Raw genomic sequence first — 3,958 nt, 5'->3', positions numbered from 1 at the left:
AATAAAAAATGAAGCCAAACTTCTTATTATGCTTGACTTTACGTAGAAAAACCTCCAAAAAATCTACTTATCCTGAGCCTCGTGCAAGTCATTCATTTGCTTTGCAACTTCCGCAAAAATGTCCTGCACTTCTTGTTCATTCAACTTAAAGCCCTTAGCTTGCAAGCCATCAACTACTGCATTGCCAACTCGATTGATCTTCTTTTCATCAGATAAATTCTCTTGGTCATACATGTTGATGTAGCTTTTCATTAGATTGCTTGTAACGATACGCAATCTTTCCAGCCGTTTATTCTTAAAGTGAACATGACTCAAGATACCGACACTTACAACACTAATAACCCAAAACGCTAGAGCTATTAATTCAACGTAATCATGTATATCCATGATTCTTTCCTCACCTCTTTTTTCTTTATTACACAGCCATTGGCACCACCTCTTTATAGAAAATTTATCAACTTAATACTAATATCCGTTGACTAATATTAGTATTTATACTAATATAATGGTATAAGAAATAACCTTAAGCACATGATTCCTTTCTTACTTACACACGTGTTTCTAGGCTTTTTCTTATTTCTTTCATATCTCGTTGACAGTTCTTATGCCACGTCTAAAGACTAATATTGTCAATAAATTTTTAGTAAAAATACCTATTTAATAATTTAAAATATTCGGAGAATGCTTGCCATGATTGAATTAGAGCGTACTAAAGAATTAGCAAAAAAATATAAAATGAACTTACGTGAAGTGAATGATAAGGCTGGGTTAGGTACTAATTCTATCTATAATTGGAAGAATAAAAGACCTGGTGGTGATGCCTTAGAAGCCGTTGCCGAAGTACTAAATACTTCAATCGACTATCTAAAAGGCAAAACCGATGATCCTACTCCTATACCTACAAAAGGACAACCAACTTCTATTCCACTAGACGAAGAAAAGCCTTATTCATATCATGGTTACAACGTTCCTGAGAGATATCTCAATATGATTCGAGGACTAATGGAAGATGACATTAAGGAAGGTCGTGCAGACAAGAAATGAGAAACTTAGGCAAAGAAGAGTTAATTGAGTACTTACTCAATTATGCTTTTAAGCACGGTCTTTCATACATATTGGTTAAAGGAGAGCCATATGACCCAGCACTTTCATTTAAGAATGCTCATAAAATGGTAATCAATACTAATTAGCATAATCCTAATGAATTGCCTTTTATCATTGGCCACGAGATTGGACACTTAATGTTAGGTGATTCAGGTATCGCCTATTGGCCTAGTTTTTCAAGGCAAAACTCAGAAGAAGAGGAAGCAGATCTATTTTCTCTTAAGATTATTTACGACTATTCCTGCAAAAATGGTGACTACATTCAAGAACCAGGAACCTTTATGCAGAACTATGGCATCCCTGAAAGAATGACTACTGCAACCAAGCAACTTTTTAAAGACAATGACGACCTAATATAACAAAAAAACTGATGCTCCTAGCTTCATAGCTTAGATGCATCAGTTTTTTAGTTTTAAAATCTATTTTTAATTTTACTTTTTCGCAGCAGCCTCTGCTTCAGCAGCAGTGTTTGATGGTTTTAATTTCAAACCATTTGGATCAACTTTAACTTCACTTGCTTTTATGTATGCATTTTTAATTGGAACACGATCGGAAACATAGTCGCCATTGTTTGTTAAGCGATAAACGCTTCTATATTCACCATTCAAATGTAAACGATAGAATAGTTCAGCCTTATTTTCCTTGGCTACCCAAATGTATGATAAGCTATCAACTCTCCATACCGAATCGTTCTTCTTAATTCTAATATTTTGAGAAGTACCATCTGCATTGTAGACTTCAACTGGTTGATCCATAGTAATTAATGATTTGTCTGTTTTGTTATAGCTCTGAACTGATAATTGCTTAGCAGCTTGAACATCATTATTATAAATCCAGTAATCCGTTCCCTTAATATGATAAATTGCTAGCTCATTATCGTCATCACCGTCTTGCCCAGTACCAGCACGTGTCCCTTGTTCTAAACGGTCTACCACAAACTTATCACCTTTTTTAACACGTTTATTAGTACGTTGGACTTGGATTTTACCTGGAACTTCTGTAAAAAGATAAGTGTATGGAGTAGTTACTGTTACAGTGGTTTCATATTTACCAACTGATTGGGTATTATTAGTTGGGGTGTTTGACGAATTATTAGAACTTGTTGAAGTATTAGTTCCGATAACTGGACCTAAGTTAGCAGTTCTAACATATTGCTTTCTTGGTCCGCCTACCTTGAAGTAGTGCTTACCATTTTTAAAGGTGTAATAGCCACCATAAGTAGTTACTATTTCGCCTTTGTATAACTTCCATTTCTTACTGCTTGCAGTCATACCGTAAGGCGTTTTTTGAGTAGAAGTACGATAAATATAGGCATTGTGGGTTACTCTACGTCTTACACCATCAATATTAGTTACTCTAACATATTGGTTTTTACCTGAAATCTTGTAATATTGGTTACCGTTAATAGTTACAGGGGTTGGATCAACACTGATTGATCCGTAAGTGTAATACTTTTGACCTGTTGAATTGCCATCTTTATCATAAGCAATTGAATTATGCATAACTGTCTTTCTGACAGAATTATCTGCAGCTTGAACCGTATGAGCCTGTGAGCTAAGTGGAAGCACTGGACTTACAGCCATTAATGCTGCAATTGAAGCTGATATAATCTTGTTTTTTATCATAATAATTGTCCTTTTAATTTAGAAATAATGCCTATAATTATATTACTCTTATCCCAGCAATATATATTATAAGTATATCCAATAATTTAATTAAAAATAAAAAGCGATGAATTTCAATAATGAATATTTCATCGCTTTTGTTAGTTTATATCTAAATCGAGACCAATAACAAGAATCTAATTCCAAGATAATTCATAAATCTCATTCAAAGTAGTTTTATTTTCACCCGCTTTATTTTTAGAATGATATGCAACAGTTAAGTAACAATGATTCTCACCAATAATTTGGATGCTTTCAACTTCACTATGTTTACCTGGAATATCTAAGCCACCGAATTCGCTTAAATTTACAGCTCTCCATTGGTCTTCGCTTTCTTTAGACCGAGCATAATATGGAATCTTAACAATCTGCTTATGATGTGCATAATAAGAGCCATCAAAATCTGGCGCTTTTTGACTGGAAATATAAATATTTCCATCATTATCCAGATCATACCCTTGAATTGAATTTACAATAGAATTATTATCATCACCATATAAATTATCAATGATAAAACTATCTTCGTATTTAACAGTTTCGAGATTAACATCTTCACTATTTCCCTTTTCATCAAGTTTTTCATTAATTGTATCTAAATTGTATATAGTAAAATGACCAATACAGTTATTTTCAACAGTAGCAATTAAAAACTTAGTATAATCAGGTGATACTGCGGCTTCGGCATGCGTCATCTTATTACCAGCAAATGGATTAGAACCAGCGCGATTCAAGTAGGATAATCGAGGAAAGTCAGTATTTGAATAATGAGGTCCCATTTGATTTCTAAGATCAACTCTTGCAATTTGCTTTGCCCAAATAATTTTGCTTCCTTCAATTTTCGATGGTTTAACACCTATAAACCATTGACCTGCTCTTTCTTCACCATTAATGTCTTTACGATCACCAGCAAATTCCCATGTCTGTGTGTGACCACCTGCTTGACCAGATAATTCAAGAATAGGGTTATTAATTTTACTTCCACGGTAACCACGCAAGATAGTAGTAGCACCTTTGCGAAGTTGTAATCCATATACATATTTTGAACCTACATTGCCTTTTTGAACTACTGCTTGATAGCCAGTATCCATATCAAATTGACTTAAAATTCTAACATTAGTTGTTTCATTTAAATGCTTCATAATAAACATTCTAAGCTAAATAGTGAATTAGTTATCCGACGGGATAATTGA

5 protein-coding genes are annotated in these 3,958 nt (G+C 33.8%); 2 read left to right on the top strand and 3 right to left on the bottom strand.

Annotation, left to right across the window (positions count from 1 at the left end; translation table 11 throughout):
* Window positions 1-63 precede the first annotated feature (63 nt).
* Window positions 64-387: a hypothetical protein gene (locus tag FC37_RS07260; RefSeq protein ID WP_025006472.1), complete on the bottom strand. Its 324-nt coding sequence runs from the start codon at window positions 385-387 to the stop codon at window positions 64-66.
* A 303-nt stretch (window positions 388-690) separates the two neighbouring features.
* Between FC37_RS07260 and FC37_RS07255 the strand changes: the two genes are divergently transcribed.
* Both FC37_RS07255 and FC37_RS10830 read left to right on the top strand, forming a co-directional pair.
* Window positions 691-1,044, top strand: coding sequence for a helix-turn-helix domain-containing protein (locus FC37_RS07255; protein ID WP_014565477.1), 354 nt, complete (start codon window positions 691-693; stop codon window positions 1,042-1,044).
* A 197-nt stretch (window positions 1,045-1,241) separates the two neighbouring features.
* Entirely contained in the window at window positions 1,242-1,463 is a 222-nt protein-coding gene (locus FC37_RS10830) for a hypothetical protein (protein WP_236697301.1), read from the top strand.
* A 72-nt stretch (window positions 1,464-1,535) separates the two neighbouring features.
* Here FC37_RS10830 and FC37_RS07245 read toward each other — a convergent pair whose 3' ends face one another.
* Together FC37_RS07245 and FC37_RS07240 are read right to left on the bottom strand one after the other, a co-directional pair.
* On the bottom strand, window positions 1,536-2,729 hold the full coding sequence (locus FC37_RS07245; RefSeq protein ID WP_025006473.1) for an SLAP domain-containing protein: 1,194 nt from the start codon (window positions 2,727-2,729) through the stop codon (window positions 1,536-1,538).
* A 176-nt stretch (window positions 2,730-2,905) separates the two neighbouring features.
* Window positions 2,906-3,907: a helveticin-J gene (locus FC37_RS07240; protein WP_025006474.1), complete on the bottom strand. Its 1,002-nt coding sequence runs from the start codon at window positions 3,905-3,907 to the stop codon at window positions 2,906-2,908.
* Window positions 3,908-3,958 lie beyond the last annotated feature (51 nt).

Origin of the sequence: Lactobacillus gallinarum DSM 10532 = JCM 2011 (assembly GCF_001434975.1) — a bacterium.
Classification (GTDB): Bacteria; Bacillota; Bacilli; order Lactobacillales; family Lactobacillaceae; genus Lactobacillus; species Lactobacillus gallinarum.
Note: the sequence above shows the minus strand (reverse complement) of the source record. Positions and strands in the feature narration are given on the sequence as shown.